The sequence below is a fragment of the Cellulophaga sp. F20128 genome (assembly GCF_023015805.1).
Lineage (GTDB): Bacteria > Bacteroidota > Bacteroidia > Flavobacteriales > Flavobacteriaceae > Cellulophaga.
Genome location: NZ_JALKBA010000025.1, coordinates 1 through 19,346, shown reverse-complemented (window position 1 = coordinate 19,346; position 19,346 = coordinate 1). Strand labels below are relative to the sequence as shown.

The 19,346-nt window shown below is 35.0% G+C and carries 15 protein-coding genes; 7 read left to right on the top strand and 8 right to left on the bottom strand.

Going from position 1 to position 19,346, the window contains the following annotated elements; all coding sequences use genetic code 11:
- Window positions 1-30: 30 nt before the first annotated feature.
- On the top strand, window positions 31-1,296 hold the full coding sequence (locus tag MWU65_RS16335; RefSeq protein WP_247079700.1) for a tetratricopeptide repeat protein: 1,266 nt from the start codon (window positions 31-33) through the stop codon (window positions 1,294-1,296).
- A gap of 70 nt (window positions 1,297-1,366) precedes the next feature.
- On the opposite strand, the gene MWU65_RS16330 is transcribed toward MWU65_RS16335, so the two are convergent.
- Both MWU65_RS16330 and MWU65_RS16325 read right to left on the bottom strand, forming a co-directional pair.
- The gene (locus MWU65_RS16330; protein WP_247079698.1) at window positions 1,367-2,119 is read right to left on the bottom strand and encodes an NlpC/P60 family protein; all 753 of its coding nucleotides are present in this window, start codon (window positions 2,117-2,119) and stop codon (window positions 1,367-1,369) included.
- A 21-nt stretch (window positions 2,120-2,140) separates the two neighbouring features.
- Window positions 2,141-3,316 carry an acetyl-CoA C-acyltransferase gene (locus MWU65_RS16325; RefSeq protein WP_247079696.1) on the bottom strand — a complete coding sequence of 392 codons (1,176 nt, stop codon included), beginning with the start codon at window positions 3,314-3,316 and terminating at the stop codon, window positions 2,141-2,143.
- 131 nt (window positions 3,317-3,447) lie between these two features.
- On the opposite strand from MWU65_RS16325, the gene MWU65_RS16320 reads away from it, so the two are divergent.
- Genes MWU65_RS16320 through MWU65_RS16305 form a run of 4 tightly spaced genes read left to right on the top strand, consistent with a single transcriptional unit; the run spans window position 3,448 to window position 9,040 of the window.
- Window positions 3,448-5,484, top strand: a complete 2,037-nt coding sequence (locus MWU65_RS16320; protein ID WP_247079694.1) for an HDIG domain-containing metalloprotein — start codon at window positions 3,448-3,450, stop codon at window positions 5,482-5,484.
- A gap of 45 nt (window positions 5,485-5,529) precedes the next feature.
- Window positions 5,530-6,009 (top strand): biotin/lipoyl-containing protein, encoded by a 480-nt coding sequence (locus MWU65_RS16315; RefSeq protein WP_247079692.1) that lies wholly within the window; start codon window positions 5,530-5,532, stop codon window positions 6,007-6,009.
- A 3-nt stretch (window positions 6,010-6,012) separates the two neighbouring features.
- Window positions 6,013-7,491, top strand: coding sequence for an acetyl-CoA carboxylase biotin carboxylase subunit (gene accC / locus MWU65_RS16310; protein WP_247079690.1), 1,479 nt, complete (start codon window positions 6,013-6,015; stop codon window positions 7,489-7,491).
- 1 nt (window position 7,492) lies between these two features.
- The gene (locus MWU65_RS16305; RefSeq protein ID WP_247079688.1) at window positions 7,493-9,040 is read left to right on the top strand and encodes an acyl-CoA carboxylase subunit beta; all 1,548 of its coding nucleotides are present in this window, start codon (window positions 7,493-7,495) and stop codon (window positions 9,038-9,040) included.
- A gap of 159 nt (window positions 9,041-9,199) precedes the next feature.
- Here the strand turns inward: MWU65_RS16305 and MWU65_RS16300 are convergent, their stop codons facing one another.
- Both MWU65_RS16300 and MWU65_RS16295 read right to left on the bottom strand, forming a co-directional pair.
- Window positions 9,200-10,525, bottom strand: a complete 1,326-nt coding sequence (locus MWU65_RS16300; protein WP_247079686.1) for a Gfo/Idh/MocA family oxidoreductase — start codon at window positions 10,523-10,525, stop codon at window positions 9,200-9,202.
- Window positions 10,526-11,043: 518 nt separating this feature from the next.
- Window positions 11,044-11,199, bottom strand: coding sequence for a hypothetical protein (locus MWU65_RS16295; protein WP_247079684.1), 156 nt, complete (start codon window positions 11,197-11,199; stop codon window positions 11,044-11,046).
- Window positions 11,200-11,337: 138 nt separating this feature from the next.
- Between MWU65_RS16295 and MWU65_RS16290 the strand changes: the two genes are divergently transcribed.
- Window positions 11,338-12,891 (top strand): kelch repeat-containing protein, encoded by a 1,554-nt coding sequence (locus MWU65_RS16290; protein ID WP_247079683.1) that lies wholly within the window; start codon window positions 11,338-11,340, stop codon window positions 12,889-12,891.
- Window positions 12,892-12,973: 82 nt separating this feature from the next.
- Window positions 12,974-14,287, top strand: a complete 1,314-nt coding sequence (locus tag MWU65_RS16285) for a hypothetical protein (RefSeq protein WP_247079681.1) — start codon at window positions 12,974-12,976, stop codon at window positions 14,285-14,287.
- 129 nt (window positions 14,288-14,416) lie between these two features.
- Here the strand turns inward: MWU65_RS16285 and MWU65_RS16280 are convergent, their stop codons facing one another.
- The 4 genes from MWU65_RS16280 to MWU65_RS16265 form a co-directional block, all read right to left on the bottom strand.
- On the bottom strand, window positions 14,417-14,614 hold the full coding sequence (locus MWU65_RS16280; RefSeq protein ID WP_247079679.1) for a hypothetical protein: 198 nt from the start codon (window positions 14,612-14,614) through the stop codon (window positions 14,417-14,419).
- 168 nt (window positions 14,615-14,782) lie between these two features.
- Entirely contained in the window at window positions 14,783-16,732 is a 1,950-nt protein-coding gene (locus MWU65_RS16275) for an OmpA family protein (protein ID WP_247079677.1), read from the bottom strand.
- A 1-nt stretch (window position 16,733) separates the two neighbouring features.
- Window positions 16,734-17,687: a type IX secretion system membrane protein PorP/SprF gene (locus MWU65_RS16270; RefSeq protein WP_247079675.1), complete on the bottom strand. Its 954-nt coding sequence runs from the start codon at window positions 17,685-17,687 to the stop codon at window positions 16,734-16,736.
- A 9-nt stretch (window positions 17,688-17,696) separates the two neighbouring features.
- A partial coding sequence (locus tag MWU65_RS16265) for a gliding motility-associated C-terminal domain-containing protein (protein ID WP_247079673.1) occupies window positions 17,697-19,346 on the bottom strand: 1,650 nt, incomplete at its 5' end.

Genomic DNA, 19,346 nt, shown 5'->3' with positions numbered 1-19,346 from the left:
ATGTACACTAACTTATTAATAGAATTTGAAATGAAAACTAAAATTTTAATAGTAGCGGCAGTTGTGTCATTTTCAACAATGACATACGCCCAAAAATCCGAAGTAAAGGCAGCAGATAAAGCATTAAATGCAGATAACGCTGCGGAAGCCAAAATACAATTAGAAAAGGCAGCAGCACTATTGGGTGATGCAGATGATAAAACCAAAGCCTTGTATTATTTTATTCGAGGAAATACCTATTCTAAATTAGCAAAATCAGGAGAAGCAGGAGCCTTTGAAGAATCAATAACTGCGTTTAATGACTTAATTGCTTTTGAAGATGAAATTGGAAAAAATAAATATTCTGTAACAGCTGAACAAGCCATGTCTACAATGTCTGGAGATATTGTGAATTCTGCAATTAAGGATAACAATGATGGAAAGTTTGAAGAAGGAGCTGATAAATTATATTTGGCATATTCTTTAAGTAAAAAAGATACAGTGTATTTGTATTATGCAGCTAATAGTGCTGTAAATGCTAAAAATATGGAGAAAGCGCTAAAGTATTATAATGAGCTTAAAGATTTAAACTACGATGGTAGTGAGATTAAGTATACTGCGGTAAACGTTACAACAGGTGAAACTGAGGAAATGGATAAAACGCAAAGAGAATTAATGATAAAATCGAAGCAGTATAAAGATCCAAAAGAGGAGAAAGTACCTTCTAAAAAAGCTGAAATTGTAAAAAATATTGCACTTATATACACGCAATTGGGTGAGGATGATAAAGCTTTAGACGCCTATAAGGAAGCAAGGGAAAACAATCCAAATGATGTAAATTTAATATTAAACGAAGCAAACCTTTACTATAAATTAGGAAATAAAGATAAGTTTGTTGAATTGATGTCCAGAGCTACAACTGTAGATCCAGATAACCCAGATTTGTTTTATAATATTGGTGTTATCAATATGGAACAAGGCAAAATAGAAGAAGCAAGAACGGCATATTTAAGAGCAATTGAATTAAATCCAGGCTATATAAACGCCCAACTAAACCTTTCAACTACTTATGTAAATGAAGGAAATGGTTTAATAGACGCTATGAACGACTTAGGGAATTCAAGAGCAGATATAGCTAAGTATGATGAGTTAAAGAATAAAAAAGACGATCTGTTTAGAGATGCTGCTTTGATATTAGAAAATGCATTAAAAGAAAACACAGACAATCAAGGTTTGTTAACACAGTTAAAAAACATTTATGGAGCCTTGGGGGATACTGAAAATTTTACACGATTAAAAAAGATATTAGAAGAGTAAAATTTTTAACCATTAAACTAAAAGCCTTCAGAAATGAAGGCTTTTTTTATACATAAATTGTAGTAAAATCTTAGATGATTTTTTTTATCACTCTAAGTTTATGGGTGTAGTTCTTTAATTCCGTATTAAAAATACCGGTATGGTCAATACGATCAATACGAACGTTTCCAAATGCGTGAATAATATAATTGTCTTGCATAATAATACCAACGTGATCTATGATCCCATTAGAGTCATCAAAAAAAGCCAAATCACCCGCTTCACTTTCTTCAATAAAACTTAATGCTTCTCCCTGCTTAGATTGATCTTGAGCAGTTCGTAATAGCTGGTATCCATTTGTTTTGTAAACCATTTGTGTTAGGCCAGGGGCATCAATGCCAAAGGGTGATTTTCCTCCTTGTAAAAAGGGACTATTTAAGTACAACAAAGCCGTGTGAATTAATTTCTCTTTCGCTTGAACCCCTTGAATTTGATGGCCATCAAAAATATGATTTAAAACTCCTGTATTTTGAATAGATGATCCCGCAACAATAGGCATTAGGCTGTTGTTGCTTGGGGATATAAATGAAACTAAATCTGAGCTAAGTCTTGTTTCCGATACGTTTTCTGTCTGAAAATAATCGGCTTCAGAAATTATAGTAAATTGCTTATTGTCTACCCAACCTTCTATAGTATCAAAAGCAATCCGTATTTTACTCCAGAATTTTCGCTGCTCCAACACTTTAAAATGGTCTCCGTATAATAATTGAGTAACCATTTCTGATGTATCGTCTGGGTTTTGCCTTAATGGAACAATGCTAAGATTGCAAATACCGTATTGCATAGGTGAACTTTGTGCTTAATATTATGCTTTTTCTAAAACAATTGCAGATGCTCCTCCACCGCCATTACAAATAGCTGCAGCACCAATTTTACCATTATTTTGCTCTAAAACACTTAGTAATGTAATTACGATTCTAGCACCTGAACAGCCAAGGGGATGTCCTAAGGAAACAGCACCGCCATTTACGTTCACATTTTTATCGGTAAGTCCTAATATTTTCATATTGGCTAAGCCAACTACAGCAAAAGCTTCATTAAACTCAAAGAAATCAACATCATCAATAGAGATACCAGCTTTTCCTAGGGCCTTTGGTAAGGCTTTGGACGGAGCTGTAGTGAACCATTCTGGCTCATGAGCAGCATCGGCATAACTTATAATTTTAGCCAAGGGTTTTAAATTTAACTCTTTTGCCTTATCAGCACTCATTAATACTAGCGCAGCAGCCCCGTCATTAATGGTAGATGCATTAGCAGCCGTAACGGTACCATCTTTTGAAAAAGCAGGGCGTAAGCCGGGTATTTTTTCTAATTTAACATTTTTAAATTCTTCGTCTTCAGATATAATGACAGGTTCTCCTCTGCGTTGTGGAACTTCAACGGGAACGACCTCATTCACAAATTTTCCTTGCTCCCAAGCTGTAGCAGACCTTTTGTAAGACTGTATTGCGTAATTATCTTGATCTTCCCTGCTAAACTGATATGTTGTTGCACAGGCATCGGCACAAACACCCATAGCGTTCTGGTCATAGGCATCTACTAAACCATCTTTTTGTAACCCGTCTATTAATGAAGTTGGACCAAATTTTTGACCATTTCTTATATGTACATAATGTGGCGCCATACTCATATTTTCCATACCTCCGGCCACAACAATATCATTGTCGCCTAGCGCTATGGATTGGGCTGCTTGCATAATCGTTTTCATACCCGAAGCACAGACTTTATTAATTGTAGTACAAGGCACTGTATTTGGAATTCCCGCAAATATTGCTGCTTGTCTGGCCGGAGCCTGACCTACGCCAGCTTGTATAACATTGCCCATTAATACTTCTTGAACCTGAGATGGTTCTAGTTTAATTTTATCTAAGGCACCTTTAATGGCTATTGCACCAAGTTTGGGTGCACTTACACTAGATAATACTCCTAAAAAACTCCCAATTGGAGTTCTTGCCATGGAAACTATAACAACATCTTTCATAAGATTCTAAATTTTAAACAATGCAAAATTAATAAATTAAAGCAGATATGTTAGGGTTCTTTTGCCAAAACCCTTTTTTAAGGCTATAATTTTCTATTTTTGATTAAGTTACTTTTAACTAAAAAATTATCTTGGAAAAAATTTATAAAAATCAATCGTTAATTTACAAGGGCTTTCTCTACGTAGCCACAATATTCCTCATTGTATTTTTCTTTCCAAAAGGAGGTAAGTTTAAATATGAATTTCAAAAGGGGAAACCTTGGCAATACGAAAATCTATATGCACCATTCGATTTTTCTATTAAGAAAGATGCCAATGAAATAGAAATAGAGAAAAATGCAATTCAAAATGCCCAACTAGATTATTACACGTATGACGATAGTGTTGTTGCAGCGGTAGAAGAAAGTTATACGACCAATTTTTCAAGGGTATTTAAGGCATCAGAATTGAATTCTAATCAAGAAAAATACTTAGAGTCTGCCGGGAAACAAATTTTAGATGCTATTTATAAAAATGGTATTCTTAAGAAAACCAATGTGGCTTCTAAAAAGAGTAAACTATTATTGTTAAAAAATAATGAGGCAATTCAACTGAGTTTTAGTGATGTCAATAGTTTGCAAAATGTAGAAAAGAGGATCTTAGAGATTATAGAGCAAAAGCAGTTATCTAGATACAGTTCACAGTATAATGAATTGTTTTTTGATATTGTAAAACCCAATGTGTTTTATAATAAAAACTTTTCTCAAAAGGCTTTAGAAGAAGAACTCTCTAAAATTTCAATGACAAGAGGAACGGTAGACGAGGGGAAATTAATTATTGTTAAAGGGGAGGTTGTTGAAGCAGAAAATTATAAAATACTGAACTCTCTCAAGGAAGAATATGAATCTGAACTATGGGCCGATAGTAATTATTATGTCATTATTGCTGGATATACAATATTGGTAGCCTTGGTTTTATTGATGCTCTTATTGTTTTTAAATAAATACAGAAAGTCCGTCTACAATAACAATACCAAGGTAACCTTCATTTTCTTCAATATCTTATTTATGGTATTTGTAACCACTATGGTTATTAAATACAATGAGGCCTATGTATTTGTGGTACCCTTGTGTATTTTACCTTTAATTTTGAAAACTTTTTTTGATGCGCGTTTGGGTCTTTTTGTCCATGTGTTAACCTTGCTAATTTTAGGGTTTGTAGTGCCCAATAGTTTTGAGTATATTTTTCTACAAATCATGGCCGGTATTGTAACCATTTTGACAGTATCTGAATTATATAAAAGAGCCAACTTATTTATTTCTGTAGGGCAAATTACCTTGATCTATATAGTAGGATATTTTGCATTTCACATTATACATGAAGGAAACTTAAACAACATGCATGGAATAACCTTTGGTGTATTTTTACTAAATGGAATGATAACGTTGTTTGTACAGCCTTTAATTTATATCTATGAAAAGGTCTTTGGTTTGGTTTCTGACGTTTCATTGTTGGAATTATCAGATACAAACTCCAAGTTACTTAAGGAGCTCTCTAACAAAGCACCTGGAACGTTTCATCATTCTTTACAAGTTGCGAATTTAGCTGAAGCAGCGGCGCAAGAAATAGGTGCCAATGCTATGTTGGTTAGGGTAGGGGCCTTGTATCATGATATAGGTAAAATGAATAATCCTACTTATTTTACTGAAAATCAAGTAACAAATGTGAATCCGCATAATGATCATGAGCCCTTGGATAGTGCAAGAATTATCATCAACCACGTTTTAGATGGTATAGAAATTGCAAAAAAGAATAATCTACCAGATCGAGTGATCGATTTTATAAGAGTGCATCACGGTACATCTAAAGTATACTATTTTTATAAAAAAGCTTTGCAACAGGATGATGCGGTTAATGAAGAGGATTTTAAATATCCAGGCCCTATCCCTTTTTCAAAAGAAACAGCCATTTTAATGATGGCCGATTCTGTTGAGGCAGCTTCAAAAAGTTTAAAAAATCCTACTTTTTTAATGATAGATGAGTTTGTAGATAAAATTATCGACGGGCAAATGCGCGCAAATCAATTTTCAAACGCCAACATTACTTTTAAAGAAATTGTAGAGATAAAAAAAGTGTTAAAGCTTAAGCTTACTAATATTTATCACTTGAGAATTGAATATCCCGAATAATTAAATTTTCGAGGTCTTGCTAATTAAATTCACACCCCAAGCCGAATGAAAACATACAAGGTTACAGTACATAAAGAAGAAATAAAAATAACCACATCAGAATTAGCTGAATTGGATATTTTTCAATATACGCAAGATGAGTTTCATGTTCTTCAAAACCACAAGTCGTACCGTATAAAATTATTGGAAATCGGTCATTTAACAAAAAAACTTATACTAGAGGTTAATGGAAATACATACCCCATTAGCATAGCTGATGAGTATGACCAAATGGTTAATCAAATGGGACTTTTAAAAGTAAACACCCAACAACAAAAAGATGTCAAGGCCCCCATGCCAGGGCTTATTTTAGAGGTTTTGGTCACAGTTGGACAGGGTATTAAAGAAGGAGATCAAATGGTAGTGCTGTCTGCTATGAAAATGGAAAATATTATTACGGCACCAAGTGACGGTATTGTAAAGGCGATCGAAATACGGAAAGATGATGCCGTAGAAAAAGGGCAATTGTTAATTGAGATAGCGTAAGTTATGAAGAAAATTTTAATTGCAAACCGAGGAGAAATTGCATTAAGAATAATGCGTACGGCTAAAAAAATGGGCATAAAAACGGTGGCAGTTTACTCTGATGTTGATAGAGATGCCCCGCATGTTAAGTTCGCAGATGAAGCCGTATTGTTAGGAAAAGCACCCTCATCCGAATCGTATTTGATGATGGATAAAATTCTAACGGCAGCTAAACAAACGCAGGCCGATGGAATTCACCCGGGGTATGGGTTTTTAAGTGAAAATGCAGTATTTGCCAAAAAGGTTGCAGAATCAGGAATTACTTTTATTGGACCCAAACCACACGCCATAGAAATTATGGGAAATAAACTGGCGGCCAAAGAAGCTGTTAGAGATTACAATATTCCTATGGTTCCTGGAATTGACGAAGCCATAACAGATGTAACTTTAGCAGTTAAAATTGCGAAGAAAATTGGTTTTCCCATTCTAATTAAGGCCGCTGCTGGTGGTGGTGGAAAAGGAATGCGTGTTGTAGAAAATAGGGAAGAGTTGCCAGAGCAAATGAAACGCGCTATTAGTGAGGCTACAGCCGCATTTGGAGATGGTTCAGTGTTTATTGAAAAGTATGTTACCTCCCCCCGACATATAGAAATACAGGTTTTAGCAGATAATCACGGGAATGTGGTGCATTTGTTTGAGCGCGAATGTAGCATACAACGACGGCATCAGAAAGTAGTAGAAGAAGCACCGTCTGTAGTGTTAACCCCAACCATTAGGAAGGCTATGGGTGAGGCCGCAATAAAAGTTGCTAAGGCTTGTGATTATGTAGGAGTTGGTACTGTGGAGTTTTTATTAGACGCAAATAAGGAATTTTACTTTTTAGAAATGAACACGCGTTTGCAGGTAGAACATCCGGTAACGGAACTTATTACGGGGATTGATCTGGTGGAACAACAAATTAAGGTGGCTAGAAATGAAAAACTAGGGTTTGCTCAGGCCGATTTGTCCATTCAGGGTCACGCTATAGAAGTCAGGGTTTACGCAGAAGATCCTTTGGATAACTTTTTACCCAGTATTGGAACCTTGGAAACCTATATAAGACCAGAAGGAAAAGGAATACGTTTAGATGATGGCTTTGAAGAAGGCATGGCAATTCCCATTTATTACGATCCTATGTTATCTAAATTGATTGCGTACGGGGCAACTAGAGAAGAAGCTATTCAACGTATGTTACAGGCAATTGACGACTATAAAATACGGGGTGTGTCTTCTACACTTTCCTTTGGAAAATTTGTATGTGAGCACCCTGCTTTTATTTCAGGAAATTTTGATACACAATTCGTTAAAAACTATTATTCTGCAGATAAGGTACGAGATTTACGCTCAGAAGAACGTAGGGTGGCAGCATTGATTGGATTGCATTTGTTTGTTAAAAACAATACCGTTGTAAAAGTACCCAAACCACAAACTTCCCATTGGAAGGCTAACAGAAAGGATACGTAAGATGGAAGAAAATAATAAAGAAAATATACTTCATAATAAAATAGTACAAGCCAAACTGGGTGGTGGCAAAGACCGAATTGCAAAACAACACGCCAAGGGAAAACTTACGGCCCGGGAACGCATTCATTTTTTAATGGACGAAGGGTCTTTTGAAGAGCTTGGAATTCTAGTTACGCACAGAACTTCCGACTTTGGAATGGACAAGCAAAAGTATTATGGGGATGGAGTTGTTACGGGTTACGGAACCATTAACGGAAGGCAGGTTTGTGTTTTTGCCCAAGATTTTACTGTTTTTGGCGGTGCTTTATCAGAAACACATGCCGAAAAAATATGTAAAATTATGGATATGGCTATGAAAATAGGCGTACCTATAATTGGCTTAAATGATAGTGGTGGTGCACGAATACAGGAAGGAGTTAGGTCTTTAGGGGGGTATGCTGATATTTTTCACAGAAACGTAGCAGCGTCCGGGGCTGTACCTCAAATTTCTGCCATAATGGGTCCTTGTGCTGGTGGGGCGGTGTATTCACCTGCAATGACAGATTTCACCTTAATGGTAGAAAACTCTAGTTATATGTTTGTCACCGGACCTAATGTGGTTAAAACAGTGACCAATGAAGAGGTAACATCGGAGGAATTGGGTGGTGCCAAAACCCATGCAACAAAATCTGGGGTTACACATCTTACCGCGGCTAATGATATTGCTTGTATTGCTCAAATAAAGGAGCTGTTGAGTTATATGCCTCAAAATTGTGAAGATGCACCTCCTAAAAATTCATATACCTTAGGGGAAGAAATTCGTGAAGAACTAGAACATATTGTACCGGAAAACTCCAATCAGCCCTATGATATGCGTACTGTCATAAATGGAATTATTGATGCGGATTCCTTTTTTGAAATTCACAAAGACTATGCAGAAAATTTAGTTGTAGGTTTTGCGAGATTGGCGGGTAGGAGTATCGGTATCGTGGCAAATCAGCCTATGAGTTTGGCTGGGGTATTGGACGTAAATAGTTCTAAAAAAGGTGCTAGATTTACCCGATTCTGTGATTGTTTTAATATTCCGTTGCTCGTATTGGTAGATGTACCTGGTTTTTTACCAGGAACAGATCAGGAATGGAATGGTATTATTACTAATGGCGCAAAACTATTGTATGCCCTTAGTGAAGCTACGGTACCTAAGGTAACTGTTATTACACGTAAAGCTTATGGTGGTGCCTATGATGTGATGAATTCCAAACATATAGGTGCAGATATGAACTATGCTTGGCCGGGTGCAGAAATAGCAGTTATGGGGGCAAAGGGTGCTAGTGAAATTATATTTAGAAAGGAGATTAATTCTGCAAAAGATCCAAAATCCAAGTTGGCAGAAAAGGAACACGAATATGCAGCTACTTTCGCAAACCCATATAGCGCAGCACAAAGGGGGTTTATAGATGAGGTTATTTTACCCAAAGATACCCGCAAGAAATTAATAAAAGCCCTTGCGTTATTAGAAGATAAGGTGGTTAACATGCCTAAAAAGAAACATGGAAATATTCCTTTGTAATAATTGATGCAAAGAGAATATTAATTTTAAGGATATTACCTATTGTTTTTTTGGAATTTTCCGTACTTAATTAAACAAAGGCCAAAAATATCTTAATTTTTGGCCTTTGTGGTTTTATTGAATGCACTAAAAGTTTAATGAATACAAAATAGTACCCCATTAAAATTTACGGTATTCGGCATCTAAATATTGATTGGCCTCTTCCTCTGCAAATTTCGCAGTTTTTGCATCCCAATGTAAGGTTTTGTTAGGGAATCTGCCGGCAATAACGCCTAGTAATATTGTTTCTGTAAGTCGAGAAGCATATGAAAAAGGAGCTGAGGTTTCATCCTTACCCAAACAAGAATCTACAAATTGATGGTAGTGTTTTTTACCTTCACTAGCGTAATCTCTTACAGGTTCTCCCAATCCAAATTTGTCAACATCTATTTCCTTGTATTCTCCGTCTACAATTAATTTAGGTAATAGTTCAAAATGCGGTAAATACAATCTTCCTTTTTCTCCAATAAACATAGCGCCTTGGTCGTGGAGTGTTTCGCCACCAGGCAACATTAAATCTTCACGTTGTTTGTCTGCTCCTTCACCATCATACCACACCCATTTTAAGGTATCGGCTGTATATTCGGTGCCAGGAAACTCATAGGTTACCATATTTTGTTCTGGATATCCAAATCCGTTTGGTTTTCTACAGTTGGTAGTAATTGTTCTGGGTACATCTAATGCTAATGCATTGTAAGGGGTGTCAAAAATATGAACTCCCATATCGCCCAAGGTACCACAGCCATAATCCACTAATTTTCTCCAATTGCCAGGATGATAAACTCCTTTTTTATAAGGTCTTTCGGCAGAAGTTCCTAGCCAAAGGTCCCAGTTTAGATTTTCAGGGATTGGGTCTTTTCCTTCAGGGATAGGTCCGTCATATCCCCAATTTTTAGGAGACCAAGCTCTAACGGTATGCACTTTACCTACAATACCTGATTGAATTAAAAGGGTGGCCAATTTATAATCGTAGAATGAATGTACCTGAATCCCCATTTGAGTGACCAAGTTTTTATCTTTCGCCATTTTTTTCATGGCACGCGCTTCGGTAACATGATGGGTTAAGGGTTTTTGACAATAAACAGGTTTGTCTAATTCCATAGCCATCATAGAAGCTGGTGCATGCGTATGATCAGGAGTGGATACCACAACTGCATCAATTTTTTTATTCATTTCTTGGAGCATTTTTCGGTAATCCGAATATATTTTCGCCTTTGGATGTAATTTGTGAGCTGCTGCCAAATTGTTTGCGTCAACATCACAAAGTGCAATTACATCTACTTTTGCATGCGAAGAAATTGCCTCAAGGTCGGCTGCGCCCATATTGCCTACGCCAATGTGAGCCGTTCGTAACCGTTTGTCTTTAGAAAAAGCCCAAGAAGCTGTTGGTAATAAGGCAATTGATGATAATGTTGCCGATTTTTTAAGAAATTCCCGTTTATTCATTTTTAAGTGGTTTTAAAGAGTACTATATTAATTTGGTCTATAGGTTTGTTAATGTTATTCAAGATTTATATTACCTCTATGGGTAAGGTTTAAAATTACAATAATTTAAAGAATCTTTCCAAAAATTATTTTTAGTGTCCCATTAATCAATACAAAAAAATAATCCACCCAAGGAATCTTATGGAATTTGGTGTGCTCCATTGCCATCGTAAAAATAGCATTTGTGGTGTCCTGTTAATGAACACTATTCTAAGTCTAGGTAAAAACAAAGCTTAATTGCTTCATTTCTGAGTGTTCGTTATTTCTTAATATACTTAAGAAAACCTTAAGTTTTTCAAGTACAATGTGAATTATAAGGGGTAGGAGCTACGAGTACAATAGCGAAAATATTACATTTTATTTTGAGGTTGGACTTTCGCGTTGTGCAGGAAGCCAATGCCTGCTTTATCAAGCCCTTGAAAAAAGAAGCATTAATTGCAAGATTAGATGAATTTATAGGTGCTTTTTGGCTTCAAAAGCTAGGGAACAATTAAATACTTCCTATAAACCATTTTAGGATTAGTGTATGATGTTGGTTTTAACAGCATTTCTTGTTTTAGAGATGCTTTTAAGAAAGAATATGGCCACTTTCTGGTGATGTCCGTAAGTTTCTGTAAAACAACTGTTTGTTTCATTTATTGTATTGTTATGCAATAATACTACTAGGCTTTTCTTCTCAAATATCATTTACTCCTATTGGTTGAAAAAATGGTGAATACTATTTTACAATAAGCATTATATCATTGTATTCTACTTATTATAAAACTAATATTATGAAAAACAGAATGAAAGTATTTGCAAACCTATTCAAGGCGATAGCCATGCTGTTAACCTCTTGTTTTAGGAATGGAGAAAATGGATCGCAAGAAACTTCTGGAATAGAATGTGTTATTGGTGTTAATAGTAAGACTAATGTTCGGATTTTTAATTTTAATACTTCTATAGATTCAAATAAGGCTGTTCTATACTGTTGCCAAAAAATTTTCTACAATAAGAAGATAGGGATAATAATGCGCGAGATTACTTTAAGAAAATTGGAAAATTCAACTAAAATTAGGCCTATGAAAACATTCAAAATCTTTTATAAAAACAGTAACATTACAAAATTGGCGTTCACGGTTTTCTTTGTAATAATTAATTTTGCTTGTAGCAAGGACGATGCTGTAGCGCCAAATAAAGCACCAACAGCATTTACCTTAAAAGCGGTTACAGATGGTGCAATTGGAGTAGATTTAAAGCCAACGTTTAGTTGGAACGCACCTATTGATCCTGATGGAGACACTATAACCTACCAATTATTTATGGATGAAAATAGTGATCCAACTACCAGTATTGTAAGTAGTATTAATGGAGCTAGTTTTACAGTAGAAGACAGGCTCCCTTTAAACAAAAAACTGTTTTGGAAAGTGGTAGCGTCAGACACTCAAGGAAATACTAGTTCTAGTAACACTTTCAGTTTTACTACCCGGAACCTTAAAATACCAGCAACAGCTGTAACTGCAAATGCTAATTTCTCTGCACGTTTATGGCACACTTCTGTGGTTTTTAAGGATAATATGTGGGTTATTGGCGGCTATGATGGTAATTGGCTTAATGATGTATGGCAGAGTAATGATGGTATTTCTTGGACGCAGATTACAACAACCTCTCCTTTCTCTGCACGTCATGGCCACACTGTTGTGGTTTTTAATAATAAAATATGGGTTATTGGCGGCTCTGATGGTAATAGACTTAATGATGTTTGGCAGAGTAGTGATGGTATTTCTTGGACTCAAGTTACAGCTGATGCACCTTTCTCAGAAAGAAGTTCCCATACCTCTGTGATTTTTAATGATAAGATGTGGGTTATTGGCGGCTCTGATGGTAATAGGCTTAACGATGTTTGGCAGAGTAGTGATGGTGTAACTTGGGCTCAAGTTATTACTAATGCACCTTTTTCTGGAAGAACTGGCCACACTTCTGTGGTTTTTGAAAATAAAATGTGGATTATTGGTGGTTCTGACGGTCCTACAAACTTAAACGATGTTTGGCAGAGTAGTGATGGAGTAACTTGGGCTCAAGTTACTGCTGATGCAGCTTTTCCTGTAAGAAATGGCCTCACTTCTGTGGTTTTTGATGATAAAATGTGGATTATTGGCGGTCAAAACGAAACTACAAGAATAAACGATGTTTGGCATAGTAGTGATGGGCAAATGTGGTTTGAAGTTCTTGCTAATACTACTTTCCCAGAAAGAACGGGACACACCTCGGTAGTTTTTAATGATAAAATTTGGACTATAGGTGGTTTTGGCGGAGAGTACTTAAAAGATGTATGGGTAATGGATTAACGTTAAAACTTCCTGAATACTTAAAACAAGGTTTAATTTTTAAATAGTATCACAAATAACGCCCCCAATTAAATTAAAAAATATGAAAACATATATAAAACAGCTTGCTTTTTTAGTGCTTCTAACCTTGTTTTTTTCCTGTGGAAATGATGATGATGCATTTATAAATAAAAATCCTGAGGAATTTAATGTTACGGCTACAGCTGATATCAAGGGTTTAGGAATACACATTGCATGGGATATTTCTAAAGATCCAAATGGTGATTTTGTTACCTATGACATTATTGTAAACTCTATACGGGTTGCCGAAAATTTAACGACTCTATCACATTCATTCTTAGCATCTGCTTATAATACCATAGCATCTGGAAGGGTGGTTGCAAAAGATGGTAAAGGAGGAGAAAGAAATGTACCTTTTACTATTGTGTCGTCGTCTTTGGTGCATATTCCTGACCCAAACTTTGAAGCATTTTTAGTAGCTACTAATATTGATCAAGACGGGCAAATTAACGGGCAAATGAATTATCAATTCCCATTAGAAATCACTATTTTAGATATAGGTACAACGCTTCTCAATGTTAACGACCTATTTACCGACTTAACAGGTATAGAGGCGTTTGCAAACTTAACTTATTTTAATTGTAGCCATCTTCCCATTACCAAACTAGACCTAGGTCGCAATACAAAATTAGAAAGCCTAGTTTGCTCTAATACCAATTTAACGTCATTGGATCTTAGAAGCAATGGCAATCTGAAGTTTTTTACGGGAATAGCTAATAACAAGTTAACCGCAATAGATTTTTCTAAAAACCTTGGATTAACTGAAATTAACCTAGAAGGAAATGGGTTGCTTGCAGCATTAGATGTTACAGAAAACAAAGCATTAACACAATTAAATTGTGGAGGCACAATTCTAACAGAATTAAATATTACTCAAAATATAGCATTAACAGAATTAAATTGTGGAGGTACAAGAATTACAACAATAGACTTAACTAAGAACACAAAACTAGAAACATTGTACTGCTATGAATCTACCTTTACTTCCTTAGACCTAAGTAATAATCTATTATTAGAAACGCTTGTTTGTGCAGTAAATAATATTACTTCTTTAGATGTAACGGCCAATGTAAATTTAAAAAGTCTGGTTTGTGGACAAAATAACATCAGTGTTCAAGATCTTACCCAAAATAGTGTGCTAGAAAAACTATTCTGTAATAGCAACGAATTAACTAGCCTAAATATTAAAAACGGAAATAGCCAGAACATCATAGACTTTAGCGCTAAAAACAATACTAGCTTAACAAGTATTTGTATTGATGTTTTAGTGCCAGTAAATCCAATATTAGCTTCAGGTGTAGACACAGGAGTGTCTTTTTCAACAATTTGTAACTAGATGAAATATGACTTAAATAACATACAATTAATCCACTCAATGTAAATTAAAAATTATGAAATCATTTATAATACAAACCGTTTTTTTACTCCCAATAGTCTTATTTTTTTCTTGTGGTACGGATGATTCTTAGGCCTCAACACCAGAACCTGCTCCAATAATAACAAATGTATATGTTGCAGGAGCGGTTTTAGTAAGTGGAGATGTTTTACAAGCGACATTATGGAGAAATGGTGATGAAATACCCTTAATTAATAGTATAAATACTTCTTTGGCTAACACGGTATATGTTTTAAACGGACCTTCGAGATTATCAGCAACAACCACACTCAATTGTGTTTTGCTTGGCCCTTATTTTCCTATAATTATAGACCTTTACTAAAAGTATAACCAAATTTTAATTTCTGTTACTAGCATTTACTTCTTTGTCTCAGTTTGCGCCAGAATTAAACTTTGACTAAGGCCTGTGAACTAAATTAAAGTCTTTGTCGTGAACTATTCATTGACAATTATAAATTCTGACCGTCTGTTTTTTGAATGTTTATCATCGGAACATTTTACGCCATTACTACATTCATTTAGCAGCTGTGTTTCTCCAAAACCTACGTCTGTTATCCTACTGGCATCAATCCCTTTCCCAATCAAATAATTTACGGTGGACTTAGCTCTTCTTTTAGATAACCATAAATTATAGGTATCACTTTCTGTACTATCTGTATGGGAACCTACTTCAATTTTTAGTTCTGGATGTTCTAGCATAAACTGATACACTTTATCTAAATCTGGATAAGATTCTACCCTTAGATACGAACTGTTTATGTCGAAATAAATAGATTTAAGCTGTAAAACATTGGTTAGATCTGAACCTACTGAAGTGCCTGATTTTGAATTTTCTTTCCCCATTAACATGACCACATCTTTTATATTCTCTTTGACAGAAGGGGACCTTAGATATAATACCGTAGCATCATATCCTTCAAGTTTGGCAATAAAACGGTACTTTTTTTCAGGAACTTGAATCTCTGCTTCAAAACTTCCATCCATTTTACTATAAGTTTCAAATAGGTTATTAGTTGTATAGTCATAGATGGTTATTTTGGCATTAGGCAAAACAGTGTTAGTTACCTTATCTACAATTTTTCCGTGAATCCTCACTGTTTCAAAATGTATTAGCGGCTCACCAATAAAAGTGTAAATATCATCACTTCCATATCCGTTAGGTCTATTTGAAGCAAAGAACCCTTTGTTTTCAGTCTCATTTATAATTAAGGAAAAATCATCTTCTCTACTATTAATATCTTTTCCCATATTTAATACACGATCTTCTTTCTGAAGATTTGTATAAAAAATATCTAACCCACCTAACCCCGGATGACCATCTGATGCAAAATAAAGTGTTTCAGAATCAGAAATAAAAGGAAAAGTTTCTCGGCCTTCGGTATTAATTTTTTTACCTAAATTTATTGGATTCCCAAAACTCCCATCTGGTTTTATGTCCACTACAAAAATGTCAGAAGCTCCTAAACTAGAAGGCATATCAGAAGCAAAGTAAAGTTTGTCTTCTGTGTAATTTAAACTTGGGTTCGCAGTAGAATAATCATCACTATTAAAAGGTAGTTCCGTAATATTTGTCCAGCTACCATTTTCTAATGAAGCTTTGTATATTTTTAATCTACTTAGTCCGTTTTTATCAGGAGAAAATTTACCGTTTTCAGAGTTATTTCGAGTAAAATAGACTGTTTTTCCATCTTTGGTAAATACTGTAGACGACTCATGTGTTTTTGAATTTAATTCTTTTGCAAAATTTGAATGGTATCTATAATCCAAGCTATCATTTCTAACGGCAGTGTGTAAATTTAAAAATGGTCTGTTATTCCAATCATGTACATTATTGATTAATAAACCTGTATCTCTTGAACTAGCAAACACCAATGTATCCTTGTATAAAGAAGGTGCAAAATCAGATTCGGCCGAATTTGAGGATAAATTAGTAACGGTATATTTCTTATTAAGGTTTTTAATTTCGTCTAGATAATTTTGTTTTTCTGAGTATTTAGCTACTCTTAAATCTTGTTTTTTAATAGTTTCAAACTCTTGCATTCTAGTATTAGATTCTTCATAGTTTCCAGCAGATTTAAGGGTTTGTGCATATTTATAAATATATTCAGGATCTATTGTAATATCCTTATAGTTAAATAATTTTGCATAACACTTTGAGGCTTCTATATAATTCGCGTTTAAATAGAATGCATCACCTAATTTTTTGTAAATATCGTAAGAGGAAATCCCTTTTTCAATTAGATTTTTATAACCCTTGATGGCAAGAGCATAGGATTTAGTGTTAAAAAGCTGGTCTATCTCTTCTAACTGTCTACTTTGTGCACTTACCAAATTTTGTAGTACAACTAAAAATAAAATACTCGTAATAATTTTTTTTCTCATCATATCAAAAGAATCTTGGAGTAAGTGCATTTCTAAATTTAGATTTAAAATCATATCTAAGAAAAACTTCAAAAGAACCGTCATTAAAATTTGTTCCTCCCAAAGCCGTAGTTTCTTTATCATATGCTAATCCTAGCATTAACCTATCTGTAGCTTGTATACCGATAAGTGCACTTAATGCAGCATCCCATCTATAAGCAAGACCCATAGAAAATTTGTCTTTGTATAAAAAAGTTGTAGAAAGGTCTACTTGTACTGGTGCACCATAAACGGTTTTTAAAAGCGTAGCTGGCTTCATTTTTAAATCGCTATTTAAATTAAAAATGTAGCCTGTAATTAAATACCAGTTTATTCGTTCTTTAGTTAAATAGGTATTATTGCCAGAAGAATCGTCAAAATGTTCCGTTTCTAAAAAATTAGGAACAGATAATCCCAAGTAAAATTTATCTTCATGATAGTACAAACCTGCGCCAAAATTTGGAGAAAACTGTTTGTCTACACCGTTATTAGGAGGGGCAACCGTAGGGTTGTTTGCCCTTAATTTATTGTAATCTATATTTAAAAAATGCCCGCCAGCTTTTAAACCAAAAGATAACTTTCCTTTTCCTGATGTTTTTACAGTATAAGAATACTGTGCATCTATGTAAGTATCTTGGTTAGTTCCATTTCCAATTTCATCATTTACAATAGAAATGCCTAAGCCAGATTTGGATGAGATTGGAGAGTGTATGTTAAATGTTTGTGTAACAGGTGCACCATCTAAACCAATCCACTGCGAACGGTGTAAAGCAGCAATGCTTAAAGCTCCTCTAGCACCGGCATATGCAGGGTTTATAGCAATGGTATTATACATATATTGGGTGTATTGTGCATCTTGCTGACCTTGCAAACCTATAGCAAAGAGCAAACATCCAATTAAACTAAGTATGTATTTTTTATGTTTTAAAATCAATCTCATTTTATATAATTAGTTATTAAGGTATAAATAACCATTCTTTGTTTTGGCTTCGCCCTTTTTTAGATAGTTGATGATGTAATAATACACACCAGCAGGAAGCGATTTACTAGTTTTAACAACCGTTCTACCATTAGAAAATCCTTTAAAAACTTTGGAAGTATTATCGTAAGAAGAAACACTAAAAACTTTAACACCCCACCTATTAAAAATTTCTACTTTATTATTGGGAAATGCTTCAATATTTATAATGATAAAATCACCATCTTGTGTGCTCGGAGTTATATTTTCATTTTGTATTTTAATATCACAAGCAATATCTATGGGTGGTGTACCTCCTATAGAATCGCATGCATCTAATGGGTCTGTTTTGTCTGTAACTTCTTTACCGTCTAGTATACCATCTCTATCCGAATCTGGATCTTCTGGGTCTGTTCCAATTGCATCTTCTTCGGCATTTGTTAGCCCGTCATCATCACAATCAGATGTAGCAAGGGGAGTTCCATTTAGCGACTCACAATCGTCTAAAGGATTGGTGTCATCAAGAACTTCTTGACCATCTTCAACGCCATCGCCATCTGTATCGGGATTGTTAGGATCAGTTCCTATTGTAGCTTCATCACTATTCGTTAAACCGTCTTCATCATAATCATTTGTAATAGAAATAATAGTATTGTCTGTATTACCAGCTACATCTGTAACGGTAACGTAAAGAGTGCTAGGATAAGCTAATACAGGTAAAGATCCATTATCTGGAGTAGCTGTACCAGTATCTAGGCTAAAATTACCGGATCCATCTGTAACTACGGTATATGTTACTTCTGGAGTTCCATCACCATCCGTGTCAATAGCAATAATCAAAGTTTCGTTAGCAGAACCTTCACCTGTAATAAAAGGAGAAAGGCTATCTGTAATAGCATCATTTACAATTGGAGCTTCAGTATCTATTACAATTTCAAAAACTGAAGATGTAAAACTAATATTATCAAAAGTATCACTGGCAATAGCGGTAAGATCATAGTTTCCATTGGCTAAAACAGTATTGGTATAATCCAATGTCCAATTACCTGAAGCATCTGCTGTTGTAGTGCCAATTAAAGTTCCATTTGCATATACGTCTATAGTTCTGTTTGGTTCTGATGTGCCTTGTATTTCTAGTGTATTGTCCGCGGTAATTCCGTCATTAGGAATATTTGTATCTATGCTTATCGCTGTGATTATAGGAGTTGCAATATTTGCAGTTTGTACATTGTAATTCTTAGTTGTTAAAATTGTATTTGTATTGCCTGCAAAATCTGTAGTTACTAGGTTAGCATCTACAGTTGTGTCACTATCGGATGCTAAATTTGAGCCGCTTACAACAATACTAAAAGCACCAGTATTATTAACCGTTCCTGTGAATGTCAAGCCGTTGATAAGCAGTGTAACAGTATCTCCGGCATTAAATTCACCATTTACAATTCCTGTAATTGCAATAGTACCGGAAGCCTCAATAGCATTTATTGTATTATCTGGGGTAATATCGTCAATTGTAATTGTTGGAGTTGGGAGTGTTGTTTCAATAGTGGCAGCATCACTAGCGGCAGCACTTGTATTTCCTACACCATTAGTAATGGTAGCGGTAACGGTCAATGTACTTCCTTCTCCTGGACTTGTAAAAGT